Here is a 24,466-nt window from a genome sequence, read left to right on the forward strand (position 1 = left end):
GCGGGGGCGCTGAGCCGCGATCTCGAAAACCGCGAGAAGTCGCTTAGTCCACCGTTGCTAAGTCACCAAGTGCTGATTGTATAGCCGCAGGCCCTAAGTTCCGTAACCACTTTCATCTTCCATGCGCCAAGTTGGTCATGCAGAACATAAGCCACTCCGCTAATGTCGTTCGGCGTTTCAATCTCGCCTTTCACCAAAGCGCAAACATTTTCTCTGCCGAGCTTTGCCATAAGGTATCCGTGCTCAAATACAACGTTCTGACGAGCCCGATCCTTTGGAGTGGCATTTCGCTCGTGGTGCCCACGGCCTTGATCGCATGGCGTATAGAGGACAAGCGCAAAATCGGCGTCGTTTGTGTATCGCTCAATTTTCTCGATAATGGTCATGCCAGCGTTGGCTTGCTCGTGCAAAATGATTGCTTCGAGTCCAAGACCTTCGATAAATCGACTGACTTCAACTCGTGCGAGATCGTCTCTTCCGTGAACGATGAAAACCTTCCGCTTGTTTCTTGCAACAACTGGCGCCGGAGTAACGAACGGCGTTGGGGTTAAAGGGCCAACGCCGGTTGGCTGTATGAATTGAGGAGGAGAAGGAGCGGGACGAGAGATGGCAGGGAACTCCAAGGAGTCCAAGAGTGGTGTGAACTGCTCGGAAAGGAACGTCCTTCGCTCGGCGTACGTCTGGAACTTTCCCTTGATCCAGGTCCAGAAAGTATCAAGGGACCCGTGTTGCCTAACGAACGCAGGAAGCCGGCCCTCAATCTCAGGATCGTTTAGCAACTCACGTCGAAGTTGGAGATACTCAGCCGGATCGGCGGCATTTCCCGTGGCGCGACCGACCAGTAGGTTTTGTAAATAGCTTACTTTGTCGAATTTGCTAACCAGGAATTCTATGGACACAGCAATATCTCTCGGTCACTAACAGAACGCCATGAAATAACACGGCTTGTTTGTTTAAGGGGTTTTAGCTCATAACTTTGTTCCAATCGATATCGTAGCCGGCCGCTTTCAACTCGCGGGCGATTGCAGTTTTCCATTCGCCCGCCATTTCAGTCCAAACCACGCCGGCAAAGTCTGTAGGTATTTCTACTTTTCCAGACCTCAGAGCGCAGACTTTTTGACGACCCAGTACTCCCATAAAGTATCCAAGCTCCAGTAGGACATTCTGTCTCACGCGAGGCTCCATCTGGCCGCCCGCCTTACCTCCAACATCATCGGGTGTTAGCAGCACAACAGCCATTCCTACGTCGGAGTGGTGCTCGATTTTCTCGATGATCGTACGTCCCCCATTAGCCTGCTCGTGAAGAATGATTACTTGAAGGCCAAGCTTTTCGAGAAAGCGCGCAACGGTTTCACGGACTGCATCGTCATGTCCATGTACGAGAAATACGCGTGAAGAATCAGTTGTCGGGCGAGCATTCGTAGCTGGGGTGACAATGCTAGGTTCTAGGTCTTCAAGATCTGTTTTCAATGCATTGATCGCTTGCCCCAGCAACGCTCTAGCTTCTTCAATTTTTTCTTTCGTTCGCGCTTTGTAGTTGGGCTCAGGCATCCCCGAAACCCAAACCATCACCTGGTAATGCAACTCGTACGCCTCTTTATAACGATTGGCTGCGGTAGTGTTTACTCCGAAGCACCGCTCCAACGTATCCTCAATACTTCGCTCTAGAACTTGGAGTTCAGGAGAGGTTCCACTCTTAAGTGTGTTGAGATCAAACGCATCGAGGTCAGTGATTCGTTGCTCAAGCCGGTCGATTCCTTTCTGCAGCTGCTCCGCTGTCAAGTGAACCTTCGGTTGAACGGTCGGTGGTGGCGACTTCCGAGCCATAGCTAGTCCTTGGTGTGTGGCAATGTGCTCATCATGCCATTACGGGAGGCTGGTGCAAAACTGTGTAGCGGCACCGAGCGATCAGCATCAGCTAGCAGCCAGTCATGAGGGCTTCGACTTGTTCTGGTCTTTTCTATAGTCTCTCGACATGTTTTTGAGGAGGAAAACTGCCATGACATCGTACCCGTGTAGCGCAGCAAGGAATGTCCGCTATTTACCGATTACTGCCTATCGTCGATTCGTGTAATCCCCTGTCTCTTTCGTTCACTACACAGCGTGATTGATCATCATGGTGGTCATGACGACCAGGTATATTCTTACACAAATAAAAAAGCAGCCCTCGGGAGCTGCTTTTCGATCCTACTCCCCCTTTTTATGCTTATGGGGTTTCAGGTCTGGATGATCCTTCTGCCTTTCAGGCGTGACTCTCTGCCTCTTGTCCGGAGTACCATCTTCGTTTGTTCTTTTAGGGCCAGGCTTGATACTCATGGTCGACTTCCTTTATCGCTGGTGTTGTTAAATCCTACTTTTAATTAGCGCAGCCCCCTACAGTTGTCAAACAGGAAGCGGGCAAGGCTTGCGCAGTCATGGTGTAGGCACTCGGCAGTAAATCGCGGCCTTGGTCATGCCTGAGAGGTTAATCGACCCTGAGCTTTTAGACATCAACGAGATGTCCCCTTTTGGCCGATTGTTGCCTGTCGCGACCGGCTGGTTTGGGTCGAAAGCCGCCTGACATGCGTGGCTAGCCCACTCCCCTTGCCCTCCCCCAGCTCTATCCCTATCCTGCCCCGGCCACGGTCAATCCCGTGGCCGGGTTTGACAGCCTGAATTAGTAGGCGCGAATGCGCCGCATGGTGCATGCGAGAAACGGCGGACGTTTCTTGCAGGCATTCACACGCATGCAGTTTTTGACTGCTCTGCTCTATGGCAGGTCGCGCGGGGAGACCCTCGTGGTCTGCCGGTGCCTACTAGCCGGTCTGTCAACCCCGCGCGATTTGCCGCCCTTCGAATGACAGCGAATGACGGCAAGCCTCAACGGACTAGTAGGAGCTTCGCCATGCACGACGCATACACCCCCATCGTTTTCCATCACCACACCCAGCGCCTGCGCGCCGTGATGATCGACAACCTGCCCTGGTTCGTCGCCCATGACTTTGCCCAGTTGATGGGGGTTCGCAATTCCCGCCGTTTGCTCGATGCCCTGGAGCGTTTTGAAAGGCGTACCGTTTTGCTGGCGAGCGCCAGTGGCTTTCATGAAGAAGTGGAAGCCATCAGCGATGCCGGGGCCTACAAGGTGCTGTTTCGCTTCGGTCGGCCGGGGTATGTCGAGATCAGTCGCTGGTTGAGCGAGGTGCTGGTGCCGACGCTGCATGACTATCACCGCGACCTGAGTGCGGAGCCGCGCCGGGCCTTTCTCACGTGGGACGACCGCAAGATCGGCGTGGTGAAGTGGCAGCGCGAAGTGTGGGTGGCCTGGCGGGATTTGCCGGTGTTGATGAAGGACAGCCAGGAGGTGTTGCCATGAGGCTTGAGCACGAGCAGCAGCGGATCAGGCAGTGAGCGACCGGCGTCCCGGTGACTTGAAGCCGCTCCTGCGGCGCGGCTTTGTGTGCGCTGGTTGTTGCAACGAAGAGGGAAGCCCTTCAACTCAAGGCCTCCAGACCTCCGTGCCAGTCTCCCCTCTCCCCCAACCCCTCTCCCTGAATGGAGAGGGGTGACTCGCGCCGGCGAGACAGGGGTCATCCTGAAACCCACATGGGCCTGAAACCGGTCAGATTAGGTGGGGCGGCGACTGCGCCCCTTCAGGAGGCCTGAGTGAACTGGCTCAATACCTGCTGGCAACACTTAACGCAGACACAACCAACGCAATGGCGCTTATGGGCCTGATCAGGCTACAGGGCCGCCCAGGGCAGAATCCGCAGGGTCGAACCGTTCGCTCGTGTCCATCCGAACGCCTCGCAAGCTCGTGGTTTCGAGGTGTGAGGCGTAGAGAGATTCCGAGAAATAGCTGATCAGCAGGGAGCGACGGCGAGCGCCGAAGGCGTTCAGGCTGCCGGCGTGCACGAGGTCGACATCGAACACGAGGATGTCGCCCGCCGTGCCTGAAAGTGGCACCGAGCGGGATTCGTCGTTGAAGTCAAAGGGTGGCTCGCCCGGCTCGGGGCGATGGCTGCCGGGGACGATGCGCGTGGCGCCGTTCTCGGGGCCGTAGTCGTCGAGAAACGCCAGGGCGTTGACCATGTCGCCGGGCCGCTGGGCCGACAGGTCACGGTGCAGTCGCTGGTGACCGCCACCGGCAAGGGGCTCGCGCCCCTCCACCTGGGAAAGGAAGAACCGCTCCCCGATCAACTCGCCCACCGCTGCCAGCAGCGCCGGTAGGCGACACGCCGCCTGGACCTTGGGATCGAGGTCCAACTGCGCATGGCACCAGTCCATGCCACGTGGCACAGGCCATTGGTTCGATGGTTTCACGCCTGCATCGAACGCGGCGCGAAGGTCATCCAGCCATTCGGTCGGTATGGCTCGACGGAGCAGCACATAGCCATTGCGTTGGAGTTGCTCGCGATCGGTCATAGCGTTCTCGATTTCCTTATCAGCCACGCGGCGTGCAGATCGGCCCGACTCTGGACGGGCAGCGTCCGGTGCGTCGGGGGGAGGTTAGAAAATCGACCAGCCGATCCGCTCGGACAGTTTTTCCAGCGCCGCCATGCCCGCCAGTGAGTTGCCGGCCTCGTTGAGTTCCGGCGACCAGACGCAGACGGTGAAGCGCCCCGGCACCACCGCGACTATCCCGCCCCCTACCCCGCTCTTGCCCGGCAGGCCGACGCGGTAAGCGAAGTTGCCGGCTTCGTCGTAGAGGCCGCTGGTGGCCATGATGGCGTTCAACTGTTTGGCCTGGCGCGGGGTGAGCACCTGCTCGCCGCTGTGGGGGCTGACGCCGTTGTTGGCGAGGAAGCTGAAGGCCAGGGCCAGGTCGGCGCAGCTCATGCGGATCGCGCAGTGGTGGAAGTAGCTGTGCAGCACGGCCTCCACGTCGTTGCGGAAGTTGCCGAAGGACTGCATCAGGTAGGCCATGGCGGCGTTGCGCGCACGGTGCTGGTACTCGGAACGGGCCACCACTTCATCGGACACGACATGGGGGTTGCCCGACAGGCGCCGGACGAAGTCGCGCATGGACAGCGACGGTGCGGCGAAACGCGATTCGTTGATATCGCAGATCACCAGGGCGCCGGCGTTGATGAAGGGGTTGCGCGGCACGCCGCGCTCGAACTCCAGCTGCACCAGCGAGTTGAACGGTTGGCCTGAAGGCTCGTGCCCCAGGCGCTGCCAGATGTCCTCACCCGAGTGTTGGATGGCCTGCACCAGGCTGAAGACCTTGGAGATGCTCTGGATGGAGAACGGCGTCAGGCCGTCACCCGCGTAATAGAGTTCGCCGTCGTTGCTGTAGACGGCAATGCCGAGCTGGTCCCCGCTGACACTGGAGAGTGCGGGAATGTAGCTGGCGACCTTGCCCTGGCCGATCAGGGGGCGGACTTCATCGAGGATTTCGTTCAACAGTTGCTGCATGCCGGTCCTTCCGTTGAGAGAGCGTCTTCGCGCTCATGGAGCACTGGACGCGCGCCGCGGGCGTGACGGCACAGCCTTGTTCAGGCCTCTTTCAACCGATAGCCGACGCCCGCTTCGGTAATGATGAAGCGCGGGTTGGCCGGGTCATCGCCGAGCTTCTGGCGCAGGTGCCCCACAACCACGCGCAGGTAATGGGTGTCCTCCACGTGGGTCGGCCCCCAGATGTCCTTGAGCAACTGCTGTTGGGTGACCACCCGGCCGAGGTGGCGGGCCAGTTGGGCGAGCACGGCGTACTCCTTGCGGGTCAGCGACACGTCTTCGTTGTCCAGGGTCACCCGGCGATAGGCGAAGTCCAGCCGCAATGGGCCGCTGGTGACGCTGGCTTCCTGCTGCTCGCCAGGAGCGCCCTGGCGCAGCAGCACCCGCACGCGGGCGAGGAACTCCTGAATACCGAACGGCTTGGTCACGTAGTCATTGGCGCCACCGTCCAGGGCCAGCACCTTCTCGCCCTCGCTGGCGCGTACCGAGAGCACCAGCACCGGTACCTGGGACCATTCGCGCAGCTCGCGCAGCACGTCCTGGCCGTCCATGTCCGGCAGGCCGAGGTCGAGCACCACCATGTCGGGCTTGGCCAATGCCGCCTGGGCCAGCCCTTCGCGGCCATTGGCGCCCTCCAGCACCCGGTAGCCCTGGGCAGCCAGGCTGATGCGCAGGAACTTGCGGATCTGCGCTTCGTCGTCGATGACGAGGATGGTCGGTTGGTTGGTTGTCATGGGGTCCTTCGTTGAATCGGTATCCTGCTGGAGCGCATTTACTGCAATCATTCTTCTTCCAACTGCGGCTGCGGGTGCAGCGGCAGGTGCAGGGTCAGGGTGGCACCGCGACTGTCCAGGCCGTCGCTCACGGTCACGCGGCCACCGTGGGCGCCGACCATGCCCTGGCAGATGGCCAGGCCCAGGCCCGTACCCTGCCCGCCCCGATCACCCCGTGCGGCGGTATAGAACATGTCGAAGATCCTGTCGCGCTCTTCCGGCGGAATACCCGGCCCCTGGTCGCTGACGGAGAAACGCAGCTCGGTTTCGTCCGCTTCCACCGCAACCCTCAGGCGCCCCTGGCTGGGCGAGAAGCGCGCAGCATTCTCCAGCACATTGACCAGCGCCTGCTCGATCAACGCGGCGTGGACATAAAGCAGCGGTAGTTGCTCCGGCACCCGGGTTTCCACCTGCAACGGCGCCAGTACCGGGCGCAGGCGCTGCAGCGCGCTGGCGACGATGTCCACCGGGGCCACCCAGTCGCGCGCCAGCTTGAGGCCGCCATGGCCGAGGCGGGTCATGTCCAGCAGGTTCTGGATGTAGCGGTCCAGGCGTTCGGCTTCGTCGCGGGTGCCTTCCAGCAACTCGCGGCGGTCCGCCATGGGAATGGCTTCGCCCAGGGCCAGCAGGCTGTCGATGGAGCCGCGCATGGCGGTGAGCGGCGTACGCAGGTCATGGGAAACCGACGCCAGCAATGCACTACGCAACTGTTCGGTTTCGCCGTGCAGGCGCGCGGCCTCCAAGTCTTCGGCCAACTGGGCACGGGCCAGGGCCTGGGCCAGCGGTTGGCCGAGGGCGGCGATCAGCCGACGCCGGCCCGCCGGAAGCGGCGCTTCGTCGCGCGGGCTGATGCCCAGCAGCACCAGCGGCCCTTCCTCGCCCGACAGCGGTAGCCACCACCAGCGCCCGCCCGGCAAGGTGTCGGTCCCCAGGCCCGCCGGTTGGTCGTGTTGCCAGGACCATTCCGCCGCTGCCCGCTCCTGGTCAGCCAGCAGGCGTTGAACGCCCGCTTCCACCTTCCAGATGCCATCTCGGCCTCGGGAAAGCAGGCAAACCTCCACATCCGTCCAGGCGCCAAACTGCTGAATCGCGACATTCAGGACAGCCTGGCGGTCGGTGGCGGCGGTGAGCTTGCGCGACAGGTCGAGCAATGCCGTGGTTTCCGACTGGGTATCACGCAGGGCATCCAACTGCCGGCGCTGGCGCGAGGCCAGGTTGCCGGTCAGCCCGGCCATCAGCAGGAAGAACAGCAGCGTCAGCACGTCTTCCTGGCGGGCGATGGTCAACGAGAAGGTCGGCGGGATGAACAGGAAGTCGTACGCGAGAAAGGACAATCCGGCGCACAGCAGCGCAGGTCCCAGGCTGCTGCGAACCGCAACCAGCAGCACGGCGGCGAGGAACACCAGGGAAATGTTCGGCAGTTCCAGGGAATGGGACACCAACCAGGCCAGGGCGCTGGCGGTGATGGCGGCCAGCACCGCCAGGCCGTAGTCCACCAGACGCGCAGAATCGCTGGCGCGCGGACTGGGTGGGCGACGGTCAGCTTCGGTATCCAGCACGCTGATTTCCAGTCCCTCGCCAAGGTGCAGCAAGCGCTCCGCCAGCCCTCGGCCGAGCAGGCGGCGGCGCAGACGCTGACGGCTGCGGCCGACCAGCAACAGGCTGGCACGGCGCTCGTTGGCGTGCTGGACCAGGGCCTTGGCCACCGATTCGGCACGCAGGGTTACCACCTCGCCGCCCAGGCGTTCTGCCAGTTGCTGAGCTGCTTGCAGACAGGCGCGAGACTCTTCCGAGCGCACTCCGCCTGTGTCCACATGCACCACCGACCAGGGCAGGTGGCGCCGCTCGGCCACCCGGCTGGCATGACGCACCAGGCGCTCGGCCTGATGGTCACCATCAATACCTAGCAGCAGTCGCCCGCGCACAGCCGGTGCTTCCAGGCCACGCTGGCGGTAACGACGATTGAGGTCGGCATCCACCCGTGCAGCGGCAGTCTGCATGGCCAGCTCGCGCAGGGCGGTGAGGTTGGTCTGGGAGAAGAAGGCGTCGATGGCGGCGCGCGCCTGCTCAGGCACGTAGACCTTGCCTTCGCGCAGGCGTTCGAGCAGTTCGCGGGGCGGCAGGTCGACCAGGAGGATTTCGTCAGCCTCCTGCAGGACCCAGTCCGGCAAGGTCTCGCGTACCTGCACGCCGGTGATGTCATGCACCTGGTCGTTGAGCGCTTCCAGGTGCTGGACGTTGACGGTGGTGTAGACGTCGATGCCGGCGTCGAGCAGCTCCTGCACATCCTGCCAGCGCTTGGCGTGACGGCTGCCGGGGGCATTGGTATGGGCCAGCTCGTCCACCAGGGCCAGGCGCGGCGGACGGGCGAGGATGCCGTCCAGGTCCATCTCGGTCAGTTGCATGCCGCGGTAATCGAAACGCCGCAGCGGTTGCTGCGGCAGTCCGGCGAGCATGGCTTCGGTCTCGGCGCGACCATGGGTTTCCACCACGGCGGCGCGCAGGTCGACGCCCTGGCGCAGTTGCGCCTGGGCGGCCTGCAGCATGGCGTAGGTCTTGCCCACGCCAGGTGCGGCGCCGAGGAAGACTTTCAGTCGGCCGCGCCCTCCCTGGGGCATCTCGGCCAGAAGCGCATCGGCGCGCTGCGCATCACTCATCGAGTCATCTCATTCAACGCTGTGTTCAGGGCCAGTACGTTGACCACCGCCGGACCGATCAGGGGCCGCTCGGTGTGTTGTTCCACCAGTCGCTCCAGGGAATCGGCCGGCAGGCTGCGTTCGGCCGAGATGCGTGCAATCTGGAAACGCGCGGCCGACGGCGGCAGGTGCGGATCGAGGCCGCTGCCCGATGTGGTGACCAGGGCCATGGGCACCTTGCCGTGGCCTTCGGTGGCCAGGCGGTGCGCGTCCTTGTTGATGCGCTCGGCCAGGGCCGGGTTGCTCGGCGCCAGGTTGCTGGCGCCGCTGGCTACGGTGGCAAAGCTTGCGGCCGACGGGCGCGGCTGGAACCACTCGGGGCCGTCGAAGTTCTGCGCCAGCAACGAGCTGCCGCGCACCTCGCCCTTGGCGTCATGCACCAGGCTGCCGTTGGCCTGCTCGGGGAAGGCTAGTTGGGCAATGCCGGTAACGGTGAGCGGATAGGCGACGCCGGTGATCAAGGTCATCAGGGCCAGAAGACTTATGGCTGGGCGGAGTTGGCTAAGCATATTCAGTTCCTCGCGGGAAATCTAAGTCTTGCGGGGGTGAGAAACCCTCACCCCCGGCCCCTCTCCCAGAGGGAGAGGGGGCTAGTTCACACCAGTCCCACTGCGTTGAGCAGGACGTCGATCAGCTTGATGCCGACGAAGGGCGCGACGATGCCGCCCAGGCCGTAGATCAGCAGGTTGCGGCGCAGCAGGCTGGCGGCGTCCGCGGCCTGCACCCGTACCCCGCGCAAGGCCAGCGGAATCAGGCCGATGATGATCAGCGCGTTGAACACGATGGCCGAGAGGATGGCGCTTTGCGGGCTGGCCAGCTCCATGATGTTCAGCACACCCAGTTGCGGGTAGATGCCGGCGAACAGCGCCGGGAGGATGGCGAAGTACTTGGCGACGTCGTTGGCCACCGAGAAGGTGGTGAGCGCGCCACGGGTCACCAGCAGTTCCTTGCCCACCTGCACCACGTCGAGCAGCTTGGTGGGGTCGGAATCCAGGTCCACCAGGTTGGCAGCCTCGCGGGCGGCCTGGGTGCCGTCGTTCATGGCCAGACCCACGTCGGCCTGGGCCAGCGCCGGTGCGTCGTTGGCGCCGTCGCCGCACATGGCGACCATCTTGCCTTCGCCCTGCTCCTGGCGGATGCGCGCCAGCTTCTTCTCCGGCGTGGCTTCGGCGATCACGTCGTCCACCCCGGCCTCGGCGGCGATGGCGGCAGCGGTCAGCGGGTTGTCGCCGGTCACCATCACGGTGCGGATGCCCATCTGGCGCAGTTCGGCGAAGCGATCACGGATGCCAGGCTTGACCACGTCCTTGAGGTGGATGGCCCCCAGCAGTTTGCCGTCGGCCGCCACCAGCAGCGGCGTGCCGCCACTCTGGGCGATCTTCTCGATTTCGCGGGCCAGCGGCGCCGGCATGTCCTCGCGAGCCATGCCGACCCAGTCGAGTACCGCATCCACAGCACCCTTGCGGTAGCTGTGGCCAGCCCAGTCGGCGCCGGAGAGACGGGTCTCGGCGGTGAAGGGAATGACGGTAATCTCGTCGCGAGCCGGCTCCTGCATGGCGTGCAGCGCGCGCAGGTATTCGACGATGGACTTGCCTTCCGGCGTCTCGTCGGCGAGCGAAGCCAGCAGCGCGGCGTCGGAGAGTTCTTTGCCGGCCACGCCGGGGGCCTTGATCATCGCGCTGCAACGGCGGTTACCGAAGGTGATGGTGCCGGTCTTGTCCAGCAGCAGCACATGCACGTCACCCGCGGCCTCTACTGCACGGCCGGACTTGGCGATCACGTTCAGGCGCACCAGGCGGTCCATGCCGGCGATGCCGATGGCCGACAGCAGGCCGCCGATGGTGGTGGGGATCAGGGTCACCAGCAGCGCTACCAGATAGACCAGCGGCAGGTCGCCACCGGCATAGCGGGCGAAGGGCTGCAGAGTAGCCACCACCAACAGGAAGATCAGCGTCAGGCCGAGCAGCAGGATGTCCAGCGCCACCTCGTTGGGGGTTTTCTGGCGCTTGGCGCCTTCCACCAGGGCGATCATCCGGTCCAGCGTGGACTCGCCGGGGTTGGCGGTGACTTTCACCAGCAGCCAGTCGGAAACGATGCGGGTGTTGCCGGTGACGGCGGAACGGTCGCCACCGGACTCGCGGATCACCGGCGCCGATTCGCCCGTGATGGCCGCTTCGTTGACCGCAGCGATGCCTTCGATCACTTCACCATCACCGGGGATCAACTCACCGGCTTCAACCCGCACCACGTCACCACGACGCAGGCTGGCGGCCGGAACGGTCTCGAACTGGCCATTGGCCTTGCGGCGGCGCGCGGTCAGGCCCTGGCTACCAGCACGCAGGCTGTCGGCGCGGGCCTTGCCACGGCCCTCGGCCAAGGCTTCGGCGAAGTTGGCGAAGAGCACGGTGAACCACAGCCAGAGGGCGATCTGCACGGCCAGGCCGGTGCTCACCGCCGGGTTGGGGATGAAGCAAAGAACGGTGGTCAGCACCGCGGTCAGCTCGACCACCAGGATCACCGGCGAACGTACCAGCTGGCGCGGGTCCAGCTTGACGAAGGCCTGGCGCAGCGCTGGTTTCCACAGCGCGGCGAAGGAGGTCTTGGGTTGCTGCTTGGCGCCTTTGAGCGCCTGCATGGGGGCATTCATCATGGTTCTCCGTTAGAAGCCCTGGATCAGCGCGAGGTGTTCGGCGATCGGCCCAAGGGCCAACGCCGGCAGGAAGGTCAGGCCGCCGACTAGCAGAATGGTCAGGATCAGCAAGGTGACGAACAGCGGGCCGTGGGTAGGGAAGCTGTTGGCGCCAAGCGGCGCGCGCTTCTTCGCTGCCAGACTGCCGGCGATGGCCAGCACCGGGAGGATGTAGCCGAAGCGGCCGAGAATCATGGCAAGGCCGATCAACACGTTATGGAACGGCGTGTTGGCGCCGAAGCCAGCGAAGGCCGAACCGTTGTTGGCGGTACCCGAGGTGTAGGCATACAGGGCCTGGCTGAAGCCGTGGGCGCCGGGGTTGGTGATGGAAGCCGCCGGGCCCGCCAGGCTGATGGCCAGGCCGCAGAACACCAGCACGCCAACCGGCATGACCAGCAAGGTCGCCACCAGCAGACGCACTTCGCGGGCCTCCAGCTTTTTGCCGAGGTATTCCGGGGTGCGGCCGATCATCAGGCCGGCGAGGAACACGGCGATCAGCACGAACAGCAGCATGCCGTAGAGGCCAGCACCAACGCCGCCAAAGATGATCTCGCCGAGCATCATGTTGAACATCGGGATCATGCCGCCCAGGGCACTGAAGCTGTCATGCATGGCGTTGACCGAACCGTTGGACGCCGCGGTGGTGGTCACGGCCCAGAGCGCCGAAGCGGCGATACCGAGGCGACTTTCCTTGCCTTCCAGCGAACCGCTCTGCTCGATCGGCAGTGCAGCCAGGGCCGGGTTCGGCTGGTATTCGCTGTACAGGGTCACGCCCAGGCCGATGACGAACAGCACCAGCATGCAGGCCAGCAGCGCACGGCTCTGACGCAGGTCCTTGACGTAGTGGCCGAAGGTGAACACCAGGGCCGCCGGGATCAGGATGATGGAAGCCATCTCCAGCAGGTTGCTCCAGGCCGTGGGGTTCTCGAACGGGTGCGCCGAGTTGACGCCGAAGAAGCCGCCACCGTTGGTGCCCAGTTGCTTGATGGCGATCTGGCTGGCGGCAGGCCCCAGCGGGATGCTCTGGTCGGCGCCCTGCAGGGTCACCGCATGGGCGTAGTCGAAGAAGCTTTGCGGAACGCCCTGCCAGACCAGGAACAGCGCCAGCGGCAGGCACAACGGCAGCAGCACGTAGAGGGTCGCGCGAGTCAGGTCGACCCAGAAGTTGCCGATGCTGTCGGTCGAACGACGGGCAATACCGCGGCAGAACACGACCAGTACGGCCAGGCCGACAGCAGGGCTGACGAAGTTCTGCACGCCCAGGCCGACCATCTGGCTGAAATAGCTCAGGCTGGCTTCACCGCTGTAGGCCTGCCAGTTGGTATTGGTCATGAAGCTGACGGCAGTGTTGAACGCCAGGCTCCACTCCAGGCCCGGCAATTTCTGCGGGTTCAGCGGCAATGCACCTTGCAGCATGAGGATGGAGAACAGAACGACCAGGCTGGCGAGGGAAAAGGCCACCAGGGCCAGTGCGTAGGTCTTCCAATCCTGCTCACGCTCGGAGTCGACGCCTGATACCCGGTAGCAGAAACGCTCGACGGGCGAGAAAACCGGGGTCAGGAAGGTGCGTTGTCCCTCCATCACCCGGTAGAAGAAGCGTCCGAGGAAAGGTGCCGGCGCCAGCACCAGCACGAAGAAGGCCAGGATGAGGCCGATGTCCTGAAGTTGCATGTGGCCTCCTAGCCGCGCTCGGCGCGCAGCAGCGCGACCAGCAAATAAATGAAAAGTCCCATGGCCAGAACCAGGGACACCCCGTCGAGAATGCTCATTGCTTGTGCTCCTGAATGCGGTCTATGCCGCCGTGGAGCCATTGTCGGAACGGAGGGCGTAAAGGAACGAGCCCAGAGGGAGCGCGGGGGCATCAAGAAAGCGTAAAGAAGTGGCAAGTTGGCCCCGTTCCGGGGCCAACGATCTTCACTGCCCCTCGCCTGGAGGAAGGCGGGGATTGTTCGTGCCGACTGCCGGGCTAGCGCGGGCGGTCAGGCACGGGCCCCTCTCCGTGGCATGGAGAGGGGCTGGGGGTGAGGGTCACCCCCGAGTCGAAACGTCAGGGCATGACCGGCGGAATGTAGGCCAGCGTCTTGCCCAGGCCCCACAGCAGCACCAGCACCAGCGGGATATGCACCAGCAACTGGACGAAGGAAAAGCCGATCAGGTCGCGCGCCTTCAGGCCCAGCACGCCCAGCAGCGGCAGCATGTAGAAGGGGTTGATGAGGTTCGGCAGCGCCTCCGCGGCGTTGTAGATCTGCACCGACCAGCCCAGGTGGTACTGCAGTTCATTGGCCACCTGCATCACGTAGGGCGCCTCGATGATCCACTTGCCGCCACCGGACGGGATGAAGAAGCCCAGCACGGCGGAGTACACGCCCATCAGCAGCGCGTAGGTGTCGTGGTTGGCGATCTGCACGAAGAAGGTGGAGATGTGGTGGGCCAGGGTCTGGCCGTCGCTGCCATTGACCGTGGTCATGATCGCAGCGATGGAACCGTACAGCGGAAACTGGATCAGCACGCCCGTGGTGGTGGGCACCGCTCGGGTCACGGCATCGAGGAAGCTGCGCGGACGCCAGTGCAGCAGCGCGCCCGCCATGATGAACAGTAGGTTGTAGGTGTTCAGGCCGGAAATGGCGGTGATCGCCGGCTTGCTGGCGAACTCCTGGGCCAGCCAACCACCGGCCAGCACCACCAGCAGGATGATCAGCAGCGGGCTGTGTTCCAGCCATTCGCCCGGGCGGGTCGGCTTGACTTGCGGCGGCGCGGTGAAGCTCGGGTCAACGCCGCAGGACTTGGCATCACGCGCACTGGCGGCGCTGGGCGCGGTCATGTAGGCGATTACCAGGGACACCACCATCAGCGCCAGCAGCATCACACCCGACTGCCAGAGGAAGATGGTTTCGGTGAAGGGAATCACGCCGGTGATGGCGAGGATCGACGGCGGCAGGCTGGCCGGGTTGGCCTGCAACTGCGCGGCCGACGAAGACAGGCCAAGGGCCCACACGGCGCCCAGCCCCAGGTAGGCGGCGGCACCGGCGGCGCGGTAGTCCATCTTCAGTTCTTCACGGCGGGCCAGGGCACGCACCAAGAGGCCGCCGAACACCAGGGACAGGCCCCAGTTCAGCAGCGACGCCACCATGGAGATCAGCGCTACCCAGCACACGGCCGAGCGTCCGTTCTTCGGCACGCGGGCCAGCAGGTCGATCAGGCGCGAAGCCGGGCCGGAGCTGGCAACCACATAGCCGCCAATGACCACGAAGGCCATCTGCATGGTGAAGGGGATCAGGCTCCAGAATCCGTCGCCAAAGGCTTTGGCGGCCTGGCTGGCCGGCGCGCCCATCGCCAGGGTAGCGACCGTCACCAGCAGAACGGCGACTGCGGCAAAGACCCAGGAATCAGGGAACCAGCGTTCCGCCCAGTTCGAGCAACGCATGGCAAAGCGTGCTGAGCGGCTTTCTTGAAGTTGTGTGGCCATCGGGTACCTCGGGAGTGTTGTTTTTATCGGCAATCGCCCAGCCGCAATGGCGGCCGGGCGCCGGGACAGTGGTCTTGATCGAATCCGAGGGTCTTTGCCCTCTTTCTGTCTGAAACGACGACGCCACGCCCATCAGGGGCATGGTGAGGTCGGGTGCCCGTGACCTTTCGGCCTTGGGCTCGTGCGTGATGGCCTTGCGAGGACCAGGTGGGCCCGGTCCGTTGGAGCTTTCTAGTTATGGGTGAAGCAATCGTAGGGTGGATCGCGCTTCATCGATCCACCCTACATGACCCGCAACGCGGATCGGGTGTGTTGCGGCTTAGCGTTCGATGGCCAGGGCTACTCCTTGGCCGCCGCCGATGCACAGGGTCGCCAGGCCCTTCTTGGCATCGCGCTTGATCATTTCGTGCAGCAGGCTCACCAGCACGCGGCAGCCGGAGGCGCCGATGGGGTGGCCCAGGGCGATGGCGCCGCCGTTGACGTTGACCTTGGTGGCGTCCCAGCCCAGCTCCTGCCCGACGGACAGCGCCTGGGCGGCGAAGGCTTCGTTGGCTTCGATCAGGTCGAGATCAGCCAGGTTCCAGCCGGCCTTTTCCAGGCAGCGACGGGTCGCCGAGACCGGGGCGATGCCCATGATCGCCGGGTCGACGCCGGCGTTGGCGTAGCTGGCGATGCGCGCCAGTACCGGCAGGCCGAGGGCCTTGGCCTTGGTGGCGCTCATCAGCAGCACGGCAGCGGCGCCGTCGTTGAGGCTGGAGGCGTTGCCGGCGGTGACGCTGCCGTCTTTCTTGAAGGCCGGCTTGAGCTTGCCCAGGGCTTCGGCGGTGGTGCCGGCGCGCGGCTGCTCGTCCGTGGCGAAGGCAACGGGGTCGCCCTTGCGCTGCGGGATCAGGATCGGGGTGATCTCATCCACGAAACGCCCGCCTTCGATGGCGGCCACGGCCTTCTGCTGCGAGGCGGCGGCGAAGGCGTCCTGGGCTTCACGGCTGATGCCGTACTTCTCCACCAGGTTCTCGGCGGTGATGCCCATGTGGTAGTCGTTGAAGGCGTCCCACAGGCCGTCCTGGATCATGGTGTCGACCAGCTTGGCGTGGCCCATGCGCAGGCCGGTGCGGGCGCCCGGCATCACGTACGGTGCCAGGCTCATGTTCTCCTGGCCGCCGGCGATGATCACCTCGGCGTCGCCACAGCGGATCGCCTGGGCGGCCAGGTGCAGGGCCTTGAGGCCGGAGCCGCAGACCTTGTTCAGGGTCATGGCCGGTACCGCGTGCGGCAGGCCGGCGAGGATCGCCGCCTGGCGGGCCGGGTTCTGGCCGGAGCCTGCGGTGAGCACCTGGCCGAGGATGACTTCATCCACTTCAGCGCCGTCGAGGCTGGTCTGGGCCAGCAACTGGCGGATCACTGCGGCACCCAGTTCTGGGGCGGGAATGTTCGCCAGGGCACCCTGGAAGCTGCCGATGGCGGTGCGGGTGGCGGCGACGATAACGACATCTTGCATGTTTGGAACTCCTGCACCACATGGGGCGGCTCTCGATTGATGGGTATCGCTCCGCTCCACCCATCCTACGAACTACAAAACGAAAAGACCGCGCCGGAGGACGCCATGCGTGGTGGCCTCCTCCAGAGCGGTAGAGCAATCAAAAGGTCATTTCAACCACGTCGTCGGGGACGATCAGGCGGCCGGCGGTTTTCTCGGCGATTTCGGCGATGCTCACGCCCGGCGCGGTTTCGCGCAGGATGAAGGCGCCGTTCTCGATCTCCAGGTAGGCCAGGTCGGTCAGCACCTTGCGGATGCAGCCGGCGCCGGTCAGCGGCAGCTCACAGCGTTCCAACAGCTTGGACTCACCGTCCTTGGAGGCGTGGGTCATGGTGACGATGATGTTGTCGGCACCGGCGACCAGGTCCATGGCGCCACCCATGCCCTTGACCAGCTTGCCGGGGATCATCCAGGACGCGATGTTGCCGTGGACGTCCACCTCGAAGGCGCCGAGCACAGTCAGGTCGACGTGGCCGCCGCGGATCATCGCGAACGACTCGGCCGAGGAGAAAATGGACGCGCCCTTGACCGCGGTGACGGTCTGCTTGCCGGCGTTGATCATGTCGGCATCGACTTCATTTTCAGTGGGGAAGGCGCCCATGCCCAGCAGGCCGTTCTCGGACTGCAGCATCACTTCCATGCCTTCGGGTACGTAGTTGGCCACCAGGGTCGGGATGCCGATGCCCAGGTTGACGTAGTAGCCATCTTTCAGTTCGCGGGCCACACGCTGGGCCATTTGTTCGCGGGTCAGTGCCATGTCGGTTTCCTCGAATTCTTCTTGTCGTGGTCAGGAGCGAACGGTGCGCTTTTCGATGCGCTTCTCGAAGCTGCCAAGAATCACACGATCAACGTAGATGCCCGGGGTGTGGATCTGGGTCGGGTCCAGTTCGCCCGGCGCGACGATCTCTTCGACTTCGACCACGGTGATGCGGCCGGCAGTGGCCACCACCGGGTTGAAGTTCTGCGCGGTGTGGCGGTAGATCACGTTGCCGTAGTAGTCGGCCTTCCAGCCCTTGACGATGGCGAAGTCACCGGTAATGGAAGGTTCGAGGATGTGAGGACGGCCGTTGAACTCGCGTACTTCCTTGCCTTCGGCAACCGGGGTGCCGTAGCCGGTGGCGGTGAAGAAGGCCGGGATGCCGGCACCACCTGCGCGCAGTTTCTCGGCCAGGGTGCCTTGCGGGGTCAGTTCGACTTCCAGCTCGCCGCTCAGCAGTTGCTTCTCGAACAGGGCGTTCTCACCCACGTAGGAGGCAACCATCTTGCGGATCTGGCGGTCTTCCAGCAGCACGCCGAGGCCGAAACCATCGACGCCACAGTTGTTGGAAACCACGGTGAGGCCCGTGACGCCACGGCGGCGGATCTCGGCGATCAGGTTCTCGGGGATGCCACAAAGGCCGAAACCACCGGCCAGGACGGTCATGTTGTCTGTCAGCCCGTCCAGGGCTTCCTCGTAGCTGCTTACTCGCTTGTCGAGTCCACTCATGCTCATGTGCCTCTTGTCTTTATTGGTCGCGGCGCAGTGCCGCCGGTGAGTGGGTCAGAGCTTCTCCCGCACAGACTGATTTGTTAAGTTTGTTTTTCCTAACAATTCATAAGCAAACCAAATCAATGACCATCAAGCAGTTGCGCGCCTTCCTCGCTGTAGCCCAGAGCCTGAGCTTCGCCCAGGCCTGCGAACGGCTGCACCTGTCCCAACCGGCGCTGAGCCTGTCGATCAAGAACCTGGAAGACTCCCTCGGCGGCCAGTTGCTGGTGCGCACGACACGCAGCGTCGCCCTGACGCCCGAAGGGGAAACCCTTTTGCCCATCGCCCGACGCCTGCTGGCGGACTGGGACAATGCCGAGGAGCTGCTGCGCCAGCACTTCACCTTGCAGTTGGGCAAGGTCTCCATCGCCGCCATGCCCTCCTTCGCCGGCAACCTGCTGCCGGCCGCGCTCAAGGCCTTCCGCGACCAGCACCCCAAGGTCAACGTGGCGGTGCATGACGTGATCAACGAGCAGGTGCTGGAGATGGTGCGCAACCGGCGGGTGGAACTGGGCATCGCCTTCGAACCCGAATCCCTCGACGGGCTCGACTTCACACCCTTCTACACCGACCGCTTCGTCGCCGTGGTGCCCGCCGATTGCGAACTCGCCCAGCGCGCCGAGGTGGGCTGGGCGGAGCTGCTGCAGGGCAACTTCATCACCCTGCAACGCCCATCCGCAGTGCGGCTGATGCTGGAAGAGGTACTCGCCCCGCAGCACGGCCGCCTGCCGGTCGCCTTCGAGAGCCACCAACTGGTGACCGTGGGCCGGATGGTGGCCCAGGGGTTGGGCGTCAGTGCCGTGCCCAGCCTGTGCATCCAGCAGATGGAAGAGCTGGGTGCCCACTGCATCGCCCTGCACAGCCCCCAGGTGGAGCGCCGCGTGGGCCTGCTGCGGTTGGCCGAGCACACGCTTTCCACCGCCGCCCAGGCACTCAGCGACGTGCTCCTGCACACCCCCGACTGGAACCGCCTCGACCTGCCCCGGCCTTGAGCCAGGGCCTATGCTGATAGCAGTCGGACGACTCAAGACTCGCAAGATGAGGATGCGCAGATGGACCAGCCACTGTGGACCCCCAGCCCAGTGCGGATCGCCGCCACCCGCATGGATGCCTTCCGCCGCCAGGTCAGCCGGCAACAGGGGCTGGACCTGCCCGACTACCCTGCCCTGCATGCCTGGAGCCTGGATCGCCGCGAGGCCTTCTGGCAGGCGATCGTCGAGTTCTTTGACATCCGCTTCAGCACGCAGCCCAGCGCCGTTCTGGAGGAAGGCGGCGCGATGCCCAATGCCCGCTGGTTCCCCGGCGCCACGCTGAATTTCGCCGAACACCTGCTGCGCCGTCGCGACGGACATCCTGCCCTGGTGGCCATCGGCGAAGACGGCAGCCGCGTACAGCTGACCTACGCCGAACTGGCCGCCCATGTCGCCGGCCTGCAACAGAGCCTGAAAGCCATGGGCGTAAGAGCCGGCGACCGGGTGGCGGCCTTCATGCCCAACACCTGGCAGACCGTCGTCGGCATGCTCGCCGCCACCAGCCTGGGCGCCACCTGGTCATCCTGCTCGCCGGACTTCGGCACCCAGGGCGTGATCGACCGTTTCGGCCAGATCGAGCCCAAGGTGCTGATCGCCGCTGCCGGCTACCGCTACGCCGGCAAGAATCTGGATCTGACGGCCAAGCTCAATGAAATCCTCGAGCGCATGCCCTGGCTGGAACAGTTGCTGGTAGTGCCCTACTCCCAGTCCGAAGCGCGGCCGGAGGACTTCACCACCCGTGCCCGGGTGGCCTTGTGGAACGACGTCTACCCGCCCGGCGGCGAGCCGGTGTTCGTCCCGGTGCCCCTCGACCACCCGCTGTACATCCTCTACTCCAGCGGCACCACCGGCGTGCCCAAATGCATCATCCACGGGGTGGGCGGCACCTTGCTGCAGCACGTCAAGGAACACGGCCTGCATTGCGACCTGTCGGCCTCGGACACCCTGTTCTACTTCACTACATGCGGCTGGATGATGTGGAACTGGCTGGTTTCCGGACTCGCCCTCGGCGCCACGCTGGTGCTCTACGACGGCTCGCCCTTCCACCCCGGCCCCGAGCGCCTGATGGACCTGATCGATGCCGAGGGCATCAGCATCTTCGGCACCAGCGCCAAGTACCTCGCCGCCCTGGAGAAGGCCGGCGCCAGGCCGCGTCAGAGCCATCGCCTGGAACGCTTGAAGGCGCTGCTTTCCACCGGCTCACCGCTGTCCCACGAGAGCTTCGAGTACGTGTACCGCGACATCAAGGGCGAGCTGTGCCTGTCCTCGATATCCGGCGGCACGGACATCGTGTCCTGCTTCGCCCTGGGCAATCCGGTGCTGCCCGTCTGGCGCGGCGAGCTGCAGTGCAAGGGCCTGGGCATGGACGTGCAGGTGTGGAACGAGGACGGCAAGCGGGTGTTCGGCGAGAAGGGTGAGCTGGTGTGCGCCCGGCACTTCCCGTCGATGCCGGTGGGCTTCTGGAACGATCCGGACGGGGCGAAGTTCAAGGCGGCCTACTTCGACACCTTCCCCGGCGTCTGGGCCCATGGCGACTACGCCGAGGAAACCCCGCACGGCGGCCTGGTGATCCACGGCCGCTCCGACGCGGTGCTCAACCCCGGCGGCGTGCGCATCGGCACCGCCGAAATCTATCGCCAGGTGGAAAAGGTGGAAGAGGTGCTGGAGTCCATCGCCATCGGCCAGGACTGGCAAGGCGATGTGCGGGTGGTGCTGTTCGTTCGCTTGCGTGACGGCGTGGTGCTGGACGACGCCCTGCGCGAGCGTATCCGCCAGGTGATCCGCGCCAACACCACGCCACGCCACGTGCCGGCGAAGATCATCGCCGTAGCCGACATTCCCCGCACCCTGAGCGGCAAGATCGTCGAACTGGCGGTACGCAACGTGGTGCACGGCCGGCCGGTGAAGAACACCGACGCCCTGGCCAATCCGCAGGCGCTGGAACTGTTCCGGGACCTGCCGGAACTTTTAGAGGCGAATTCATTTGCCAACCGAACCGAAGGTTCGGCCTGAACCCCTGCGGGGCGGCTTCGCCGCCCTTGGCGAATGAATTCGCCCCCACAGGAATCCGGCCTAGAGGTAGGGCCTGATCACACCCAGGGCCCGTTCCATGTACGCCTCCTTCTCCCCCACCGGCGCCACGTAGTGCAGTGCCGTGGCGCAGGCATCCTCGCCGGCCAGTTTGGCGATCACCCAGGCCGCCAGGTACGGCGCGGACAGGCAGCCGCCGGCGGTGGCCAGGTTGCCATTGGCGAAGAACGGCTGATCGAGCACCTGGACGCCAGCCTCGATCACCCAGGGTTTGGTGGTGAGGTCAGTGCAGGCCGGCAGATTGCCGAGCAGGCCAAGCCTGGCCATCAGCAGGGCACCGGAGCATTGCGAGCCGATCAGTTGGCGCTGCGGGTCCAGGCGCAGGCGATCGAGGATGCTGCGGTCCTTGGCGATTTCACGCGTCTGGATGCCGCTGCCGAACAGCACGACGTCCGCCGTGTTGGCCGCCTCCAGGGGCTGCTGGGCCTGCACCCGCACGCCGTTCATCGAGGTCACCCATTCGCTGGGCGCAGTGATCTCCGCCTTCCAACCCTCCCCGCGCATGCGGTTGAGCAGGCCGGCGGCCACGAAGGAGTCCAGCTCGTTGAAGCCTTCGAACGTCAGTACAGCGATACGCATCACGACCTCCCGGATCGGTTGGGGCATGCAGCGAATCTATGCGGGCCGGGGTGCGGTCGCTATGTACAGACAAAATTAAATTTGGCCATACAGGCGTGTCGGGGCGAATTCATTCGCCAACCGGACCGAAGGTTCGGCCGGTGAGCCCCAGGGGGCAGCTCCGCTGCCCTTGGCGATTGAAATCGCCCCTACAAGGAAGAGGCTTAGCGAGGCCCCGGCTCCTCCGGCCCGTCCTCTTCCAGCTCTTCCAGCTTCAGCTCCAGGCCCCAGCTGGCGGCATCCTCGGTGCGGGCCGGCGCAGCGGCAGGTGCAGGGGCGGCCGCTGCCGGTGCCGGCGCTGCTGCCGGGCCGTCGCGGTACAACTTGAGTTTCAGGCGCAGGTTGTTGGCCGAGTCGGCGTTCTTGATCGCTTCGTCTTCGGGAATGGCGCCCTCCACCACCAGGTCGAACAGCGCCTGGTCGAAGGTCTGCATGCCCAGGCCGCGGGACTTTTCCATGATCTCCTTGATGGAGTGGAATTCGCCGCGCTTGATCAGGTCGCTGATGGTCGAGGTGCCCAGCAGCACTTCCACTGCCGCCCGGCGCTTGCCGTCCTGGGTGCGCACCAGGCGCTGGGAGACGAACGCCTTGAGGTTGTTGCCCAGGTCGTTGAGCAGCTGCGGACGGCGCTCTTCGGGGAAGAAGTTGATGATGCGGTCCAGCGCCTGGTTGGCGTTGTTGGCGTGCAGGGTGGAAATGGCCAGGTGACCGGTGTCGGCGAAGGCCAGGGCGTGCTCCATGGTCTCGCGGTCGCGGATCTCGCCGATCAGGATCACGTCCGGCGCCTGGCGCAGGGTGTTCTTCAGCGCGGCGTGGAAACTGCGGGTGTCCACGCCCACCTCGCGCTGGTTGATGATCGACTTCTTGTGCCGGTGCACGTACTCCACCGGGTCTTCGATGGTGATGATGTGGCCGCCGGTGTTGCGGTTGCGGTAGTCGATCAAGGCCGCCAGGGAGGTGGACTTGCCGGACCCCGTACCGCCGACGAAGAGCACCAGGCCGCGCTTTTCCATCACCATTTTCAGCAGCACTTCGGGCAGCTTGAGGTCTTCGAAACGCGGGATGTCCAGCTTGATGTTCCGCGCAACGATGGAGACTTCGTTGCGCTGGCGGAAGATGTTGATACGGAAACGGCCAATGTTCGGCAGCGAGATGGCCAGGTTCATTTCCAGCTCGCGGTCGAACTCGGCGCGCTGCTCGGGATCCATGATGGATTCGGCAATCTTCGCCACGTCGCCGGCTTTCAGCGGCTCATTGCTGAGCGGTCGGAGCAGGCCGTTGAACTTGGCACAGGGCGGCGCGCCCGTGGACAGGTAGAGGTCGGAACCATCCTGGCTGGCCAGGATTTTCAGCATCGATGAGAGGTCCATGGGTGTGCGCGTCCGGTCAGGTGTGAAGGCATCCGCGTGGCGGATCACAGGTCAGCAACTGTATGGCGGCGGCCCGTGCTGGCACAATGAACCGCTCCACACTCCAAGAGGAAATCCCATGGCCAAGGCCCTTGCCCGCCATATTCTGGTCAAGACCGAGGCGGAAGCCGAGCAACTGAAGAAGCGCCTGGATAAAGGCGAAGACTTCGCGACCCTGGCCAAGAAGCATTCCATTTGCCCGTCCGCCAAGCGCGGCGGCGACCTGGGCGAAGTCCGCCCCGGCCAGATGGTGCGGGTGATCGATCAGGTGATTTTCAAGAAACCCGTGCGGGTGATCCACGGCCCGGTGAAAAGCCAGTTCGGCTATCACCTGGTGCAGGTGTTCTTCAGGGAATGAGGGCATTGCGGGGAGATGGGCACCGTCCGTGGCGCAGTGCCCATTCTAGGGAGCGGATGTGACGCTCCTGTTACCGTCTCACTGCAAGGTTTCGCGAGCGCAGGAACGCGAGATATCGGTCAGGACCGTCAGCTCTTCATCGGTAGGTTTACGACCTTCGGTGACCCCCACCAACTGCTGGGAGGTGAACGCCTCCTGCATCATGCCGTTGGAGCACTTGCAGTAGGCGGCGGCCTTGTCCGGCGGAACCTGCCGCGCCGCGCTGATAACGCACTCCTGGGTGAACTTCTCCCCGCCACCCTGCGGCCACTCCCCCGCCACTGCCGCGACTGCGCAGGCCTGCAAGGCCAGTACAGCGAAAAACCGAGTCTTCTTCACGTGCAATCTCCTGCTGGTCCTGAAGGCGCATTCTTGCCGCAGCGGGCACCTGGCAGGCAATAGCTGAAAACGACAGGGCGCGACTTCACTCTTCCGTGGACGCTGGCTGCTCCCGTCCTGGCAACCAGTGCGGGGCGTCCACACGCTCCTGCAATCGGACTGCAAACGCCAGCGCCGAGGCCCGATCACGGAACGGCACCTTCATACCGAGGGCTTCTACCTGCCACTCTTCCCTGCCGCCACGGTTGACCTGCTGGATCGCGATTTCCATGGACTGCTCCGCTGAACCCGGTGGGACCACGGCAGGAGCGGCAGGCAGAAAAAAGGCCAACTGATGAGGTTGGCCTGCACCGCGAAGGTGTGGGGATGCGCTGCCGCATCGAATATGCCGTGGAAGCCGAGTCAGGCTAACGCCGGAAGTTGACACTTTTGCGACAGACCTGTGACCGGAGCCACCGC

General features: G+C 64.1%; 22 protein-coding genes. 4 read left to right on the plus strand and 18 right to left on the minus strand.

What is annotated here, in order from left to right:
* Positions 1–62: 62 nt before the first annotated feature.
* Together FFS60_RS18490 and FFS60_RS28730 are read right to left on the minus strand one after the other, a co-directional pair.
* Positions 63–899: a TIR domain-containing protein gene (locus FFS60_RS18490; RefSeq protein WP_137822788.1), complete on the minus strand. Its 837-nt coding sequence runs from the start codon at positions 897–899 to the stop codon at positions 63–65.
* Between the two features lie 64 nt (positions 900–963).
* The gene (locus tag FFS60_RS28730; RefSeq protein WP_171016540.1) at positions 964–1,827 is read right to left on the minus strand and encodes a TIR domain-containing protein; all 864 of its coding nucleotides are present in this window, start codon (positions 1,825–1,827) and stop codon (positions 964–966) included.
* A 1,057-nt stretch (positions 1,828–2,884) separates the two neighbouring features.
* Between FFS60_RS28730 and FFS60_RS18500 the strand changes: the two genes are divergently transcribed.
* Complete coding sequence (locus tag FFS60_RS18500; RefSeq protein WP_137822789.1) at positions 2,885–3,352, plus strand: BRO family protein; 468 nt, start codon at positions 2,885–2,887, stop codon at positions 3,350–3,352.
* A 362-nt stretch (positions 3,353–3,714) separates the two neighbouring features.
* Here the strand turns inward: FFS60_RS18500 and FFS60_RS18505 are convergent, their stop codons facing one another.
* The 12 genes from FFS60_RS18505 to FFS60_RS18560 form a co-directional block, all read right to left on the minus strand.
* Positions 3,715–4,401, minus strand: coding sequence for a phytanoyl-CoA dioxygenase family protein (locus tag FFS60_RS18505; protein WP_137822790.1), 687 nt, complete (start codon positions 4,399–4,401; stop codon positions 3,715–3,717).
* Between the two features lie 84 nt (positions 4,402–4,485).
* A complete protein-coding gene (glsB, locus tag FFS60_RS18510; protein ID WP_137822791.1) occupies positions 4,486–5,394 on the minus strand; it encodes a glutaminase B in 909 nt (302 codons plus the stop codon).
* An 80-nt stretch (positions 5,395–5,474) separates the two neighbouring features.
* Complete coding sequence (locus FFS60_RS18515) at positions 5,475–6,167, minus strand: response regulator (RefSeq protein WP_028627198.1); 693 nt, start codon at positions 6,165–6,167, stop codon at positions 5,475–5,477.
* 47 nt (positions 6,168–6,214) lie between these two features.
* Positions 6,215–8,863 carry a sensor histidine kinase KdpD gene (locus FFS60_RS18520; protein ID WP_137822792.1) on the minus strand — a complete coding sequence of 883 codons (2,649 nt, stop codon included), beginning with the start codon at positions 8,861–8,863 and terminating at the stop codon, positions 6,215–6,217.
* Positions 8,860–9,411, minus strand: a complete 552-nt coding sequence (gene kdpC / locus FFS60_RS18525; RefSeq protein WP_028627196.1) for a potassium-transporting ATPase subunit KdpC — start codon at positions 9,409–9,411, stop codon at positions 8,860–8,862. The genes FFS60_RS18520 and kdpC overlap by 4 nt, the downstream gene beginning before the upstream one ends.
* A gap of 86 nt (positions 9,412–9,497) precedes the next feature.
* The gene (gene kdpB / locus FFS60_RS18530) at positions 9,498–11,549 is read right to left on the minus strand and encodes a potassium-transporting ATPase subunit KdpB (RefSeq protein ID WP_028627195.1); all 2,052 of its coding nucleotides are present in this window, start codon (positions 11,547–11,549) and stop codon (positions 9,498–9,500) included.
* Positions 11,550–11,561: 12 nt separating this feature from the next.
* A complete protein-coding gene (kdpA, locus tag FFS60_RS18535; protein WP_028627194.1) occupies positions 11,562–13,262 on the minus strand; it encodes a potassium-transporting ATPase subunit KdpA in 1,701 nt (566 codons plus the stop codon).
* An 8-nt stretch (positions 13,263–13,270) separates the two neighbouring features.
* Positions 13,271–13,360, minus strand: coding sequence for a K(+)-transporting ATPase subunit F (gene kdpF / locus FFS60_RS18540; RefSeq protein WP_036996920.1), 90 nt, complete (start codon positions 13,358–13,360; stop codon positions 13,271–13,273).
* Positions 13,361–13,638: 278 nt separating this feature from the next.
* A complete protein-coding gene (locus FFS60_RS18545) occupies positions 13,639–15,057 on the minus strand; it encodes a short-chain fatty acid transporter (RefSeq protein WP_137822793.1) in 1,419 nt (472 codons plus the stop codon).
* A 319-nt stretch (positions 15,058–15,376) separates the two neighbouring features.
* On the minus strand, positions 15,377–16,555 hold the full coding sequence (locus tag FFS60_RS18550; protein ID WP_137822794.1) for an acetyl-CoA C-acetyltransferase: 1,179 nt from the start codon (positions 16,553–16,555) through the stop codon (positions 15,377–15,379).
* A 139-nt stretch (positions 16,556–16,694) separates the two neighbouring features.
* Positions 16,695–17,351 (minus strand): CoA transferase subunit B, encoded by a 657-nt coding sequence (locus tag FFS60_RS18555; protein ID WP_028627191.1) that lies wholly within the window; start codon positions 17,349–17,351, stop codon positions 16,695–16,697.
* A gap of 30 nt (positions 17,352–17,381) precedes the next feature.
* A complete protein-coding gene (locus tag FFS60_RS18560; protein WP_028627190.1) occupies positions 17,382–18,080 on the minus strand; it encodes a CoA transferase subunit A in 699 nt (232 codons plus the stop codon).
* 125 nt (positions 18,081–18,205) lie between these two features.
* On the opposite strand from FFS60_RS18560, the gene FFS60_RS18565 reads away from it, so the two are divergent.
* Both FFS60_RS18565 and FFS60_RS18570 read left to right on the plus strand, forming a co-directional pair.
* Entirely contained in the window at positions 18,206–19,114 is a 909-nt protein-coding gene (locus tag FFS60_RS18565; RefSeq protein ID WP_028627189.1) for a LysR family transcriptional regulator, read from the plus strand.
* A 60-nt stretch (positions 19,115–19,174) separates the two neighbouring features.
* A complete protein-coding gene (locus FFS60_RS18570) occupies positions 19,175–21,166 on the plus strand; it encodes an acetoacetate--CoA ligase (RefSeq protein WP_137822795.1) in 1,992 nt (663 codons plus the stop codon).
* Between the two features lie 60 nt (positions 21,167–21,226).
* Here the strand turns inward: FFS60_RS18570 and FFS60_RS18575 are convergent, their stop codons facing one another.
* Both FFS60_RS18575 and FFS60_RS18580 read right to left on the minus strand, forming a co-directional pair.
* Positions 21,227–21,823 (minus strand): DJ-1/PfpI family protein, encoded by a 597-nt coding sequence (locus tag FFS60_RS18575; protein ID WP_137822796.1) that lies wholly within the window; start codon positions 21,821–21,823, stop codon positions 21,227–21,229.
* Between the two features lie 203 nt (positions 21,824–22,026).
* The gene (locus tag FFS60_RS18580) at positions 22,027–23,232 is read right to left on the minus strand and encodes a PilT/PilU family type 4a pilus ATPase (protein WP_028627187.1); all 1,206 of its coding nucleotides are present in this window, start codon (positions 23,230–23,232) and stop codon (positions 22,027–22,029) included.
* Positions 23,233–23,350: 118 nt separating this feature from the next.
* On the opposite strand from FFS60_RS18580, the gene FFS60_RS18585 reads away from it, so the two are divergent.
* A complete protein-coding gene (locus tag FFS60_RS18585; protein ID WP_028627186.1) occupies positions 23,351–23,629 on the plus strand; it encodes a peptidylprolyl isomerase in 279 nt (92 codons plus the stop codon).
* Positions 23,630–23,707: 78 nt separating this feature from the next.
* Here the strand turns inward: FFS60_RS18585 and FFS60_RS18590 are convergent, their stop codons facing one another.
* Together FFS60_RS18590 and FFS60_RS18595 are read right to left on the minus strand one after the other, a co-directional pair.
* Entirely contained in the window at positions 23,708–24,007 is a 300-nt protein-coding gene (locus FFS60_RS18590; protein ID WP_028627185.1) for a hypothetical protein, read from the minus strand.
* A gap of 85 nt (positions 24,008–24,092) precedes the next feature.
* Positions 24,093–24,278 carry a hypothetical protein gene (locus tag FFS60_RS18595; protein ID WP_028627184.1) on the minus strand — a complete coding sequence of 62 codons (186 nt, stop codon included), beginning with the start codon at positions 24,276–24,278 and terminating at the stop codon, positions 24,093–24,095.
* Positions 24,279–24,466: the final 188 nt, after the last annotated feature.

Origin of the sequence: Pseudomonas sp. D(2018) (assembly GCF_005502555.1) — a bacterium.
GTDB lineage: Bacteria > Pseudomonadota > Gammaproteobacteria > Pseudomonadales > Pseudomonadaceae > Metapseudomonas > Metapseudomonas resinovorans.

Coding starts and splice junctions, on each gene's coding strand:
- FFS60_RS28730 (WP_171016540.1), bottom strand. CDS start 1,827: ATGGCTCGGAAGTCGCCACCACCGACCGTTCAACCGAAGGTTCACTTG.
- FFS60_RS18500 (WP_137822789.1), top strand. CDS start 2,885: ATGCACGACGCATACACCCCCATCGTTTTCCATCACCACACCCAGCGC.
- FFS60_RS18505 (WP_137822790.1), bottom strand. CDS start 4,401: ATGACCGATCGCGAGCAACTCCAACGCAATGGCTATGTGCTGCTCCGT.
- glsB (WP_137822791.1), bottom strand. CDS start 5,394: ATGCAGCAACTGTTGAACGAAATCCTCGATGAAGTCCGCCCCCTGATC.
- FFS60_RS18515 (WP_028627198.1), bottom strand. CDS start 6,167: ATGACAACCAACCAACCGACCATCCTCGTCATCGACGACGAAGCGCAG.
- FFS60_RS18520 (WP_137822792.1), bottom strand. CDS start 8,863: ATGAGTGATGCGCAGCGCGCCGATGCGCTTCTGGCCGAGATGCCCCAG.
- kdpC (WP_028627196.1), bottom strand. CDS start 9,411: ATGCTTAGCCAACTCCGCCCAGCCATAAGTCTTCTGGCCCTGATGACC.
- kdpB (WP_028627195.1), bottom strand. CDS start 11,549: ATGAATGCCCCCATGCAGGCGCTCAAAGGCGCCAAGCAGCAACCCAAG.
- kdpA (WP_028627194.1), bottom strand. CDS start 13,262: ATGCAACTTCAGGACATCGGCCTCATCCTGGCCTTCTTCGTGCTGGTG.
- kdpF (WP_036996920.1), bottom strand. CDS start 13,360: ATGAGCATTCTCGACGGGGTGTCCCTGGTTCTGGCCATGGGACTTTTC.
- FFS60_RS18545 (WP_137822793.1), bottom strand. CDS start 15,057: ATGGCCACACAACTTCAAGAAAGCCGCTCAGCACGCTTTGCCATGCGT.
- FFS60_RS18550 (WP_137822794.1), bottom strand. CDS start 16,555: ATGCAAGATGTCGTTATCGTCGCCGCCACCCGCACCGCCATCGGCAGC.
- FFS60_RS18555 (WP_028627191.1), bottom strand. CDS start 17,351: ATGGCACTGACCCGCGAACAAATGGCCCAGCGTGTGGCCCGCGAACTG.
- FFS60_RS18560 (WP_028627190.1), bottom strand. CDS start 18,080: ATGAGTGGACTCGACAAGCGAGTAAGCAGCTACGAGGAAGCCCTGGAC.
- FFS60_RS18565 (WP_028627189.1), top strand. CDS start 18,206: ATGACCATCAAGCAGTTGCGCGCCTTCCTCGCTGTAGCCCAGAGCCTG.
- FFS60_RS18570 (WP_137822795.1), top strand. CDS start 19,175: ATGGACCAGCCACTGTGGACCCCCAGCCCAGTGCGGATCGCCGCCACC.
- FFS60_RS18575 (WP_137822796.1), bottom strand. CDS start 21,823: ATGCGTATCGCTGTACTGACGTTCGAAGGCTTCAACGAGCTGGACTCC.
- FFS60_RS18580 (WP_028627187.1), bottom strand. CDS start 23,232: ATGGACCTCTCATCGATGCTGAAAATCCTGGCCAGCCAGGATGGTTCC.
- FFS60_RS18585 (WP_028627186.1), top strand. CDS start 23,351: ATGGCCAAGGCCCTTGCCCGCCATATTCTGGTCAAGACCGAGGCGGAA.
- FFS60_RS18595 (WP_028627184.1), bottom strand. CDS start 24,278: ATGGAAATCGCGATCCAGCAGGTCAACCGTGGCGGCAGGGAAGAGTGG.